3 protein-coding genes are annotated in these 1584 nt (G+C 53.3%); all 3 read left to right on the top strand.

The genetic code is table 11. The features are described from left to right. Positions 1-112 precede the first annotated feature (112 nt). Positions 113-343, top strand: a complete 231-nt coding sequence (locus WMP97_RS11750; RefSeq protein ID WP_086588990.1) for a tRNA 2-thiouridine-synthesizing protein — start codon at positions 113-115, stop codon at positions 341-343. Further along, positions 331-1146, top strand: coding sequence for a hypothetical protein (locus tag WMP97_RS11745; RefSeq protein ID WP_340440558.1), 816 nt, complete (start codon positions 331-333; stop codon positions 1144-1146). Before WMP97_RS11750 ends, WMP97_RS11745 begins: the two co-directional genes overlap by 13 nt. A 91-nt stretch (positions 1147-1237) precedes the next feature. Continuing rightward, entirely contained in the window at positions 1238-1471 is a 234-nt protein-coding gene (locus tag WMP97_RS11740) for a hypothetical protein (protein ID WP_340440557.1), read from the top strand. Positions 1472-1584: the final 113 nt, after the last annotated feature.

Here is a 1584-nt window from a genome sequence, read left to right as displayed (position 1 = left end):
GGGAGAGTAAGTCACCGCCGACACCAAACAACAAAAACACAACAAAATACAACAAAGAAGAGGACGGTATACCACCGACCTCTTCTTTTGTCGTTTTGCTAGGCTCAAACGCATGGACCAAAGGCAGATTTCTACTGTGGTGGAACAAGTAGAGCAGGGAATTGTTGGCTTGCAGGACATCGATAAGCTGCTGGCTTATTTAGACAGCTTGCATCCGGATGAACTGGGCGGAGTGGAATTCCTCGTTGATCGCATGTTTGAGGAGGAGGAGCGTAACCAAATATGGGATCTGACAGAATCTCTCAAGGAATTCCTCTCGGATTTAAAGGAATGCCAGAAGTAAGGCAGACGCTTGCCGAAGCAACCATTAACTTTGTAAAGCCCACCGGACTAAACTTGGCTGACCCCGACGATTCGAGCCAGTACGCCGACCAGGTGTGGCAGGTCGGCGAGCTGCTCCAGACTGCCATTTTTGAACCTCATCTTTTAGCCGGCTATGGTATTGAGCCAATCAAGGCTCAAAATATCTTCCCAGTGGCGCAACGGGCAGTTGACGAAGTTCTGCAACAGTTGCCGCTTATTGAGGATGTCAATGAAGCCGTGCGTTGGAGTGCCGAGCGCTTGGCGCAGGAACTACCTCATGCAGCTCAACTTTCAAAGGTTGACGGGCTGTACTTGGCCCAGTGGCTGTTGGGCATTCTTGAGTCGCCGTATGCGGAACAAATAGATGTTGACCCCGTGCAGTACGAGGAATCTTTAGGGGCAGAGGGCGTGAAGGAACTTCGCGAGCGGGCGCATGGCGCGTATGCGAGGCGTCGGTTGGCGGTGCTTTCTGGCTCTGTCGAGGACGTATTTCGTACTCACACGGACGGATACGAGCAGCTGATTCGCGGCCTTTCGGAGATAGGTCAGTTTGACCTCGCCCATAAGTACGCAGAGAAGGCCATACTAACGTTGCCCACGGAGGATACTTTCCATATCGTTACTTTTTGGGCCGCGCTTTGCGACGCCCACTTTCCCCACCGCAGCCCCGCCGTGCACCGGATAGCCTTCGATAGTTTTCCAATGCTATCGACTGCGCTTGGGCTTTTCGCGGCCGTAGGGGGACACCGCGTCCGTACTCATCCAAACTCGCCTGCGGGATAAGCCATGGGACCTAGCGTTGTTCTAGTACCTGTGCCTAGATGATCCGGAACGTGCTTGGGCAACAGCCTCGGACGCCGGAATTGAATGGAGCTTGGCAGAACAGCTTCTTCCGGACTTGCCGGACGAGACCATTCCCATTCTGATGCGAAAAGTCGAGGAGCAGTTGGAAAACAAGTACGGTTGCGACCAAGCGTATGAGTTGCTCGGGAAATTCCAAAAGGTTGCTGAACCAACTTCCTTTGAAGAATTCTTGGGTCGGCTAAAGCGGAAGTTTGCTAACTGCCCCGAAATTCGCTCCCTGCTTGCCGGCGTCGACGAACTCTAAACCTTTCCTTTTACCCCCGTTGCCCATTGGCGCTCTACTCTGGGGATCCCTGCGGGTTTAGGTCACCCTATTCGAACAAAAACACCCCCCATCGCGCGCATATGTCCGGAAGC

The organism is Corynebacterium sp. KPL4072 (assembly GCF_037908395.1).
Lineage (GTDB): Bacteria > Actinomycetota > Actinomycetes > Mycobacteriales > Mycobacteriaceae > Corynebacterium > Corynebacterium kefirresidentii.
This window is presented reverse-complemented; position numbering and strand designations above follow the sequence as displayed.

Bases quoted from the DNA above. Each gene is read 5' to 3' on its own strand.
- WMP97_RS11750 (WP_086588990.1), top strand. From the start codon at position 113: ATGGACCAAAGGCAGATTTCTACTGTGGTGGAACAAGTAGAGCAGGGA.
- WMP97_RS11745 (WP_340440558.1), top strand. From the start codon at position 331: ATGCCAGAAGTAAGGCAGACGCTTGCCGAAGCAACCATTAACTTTGTA.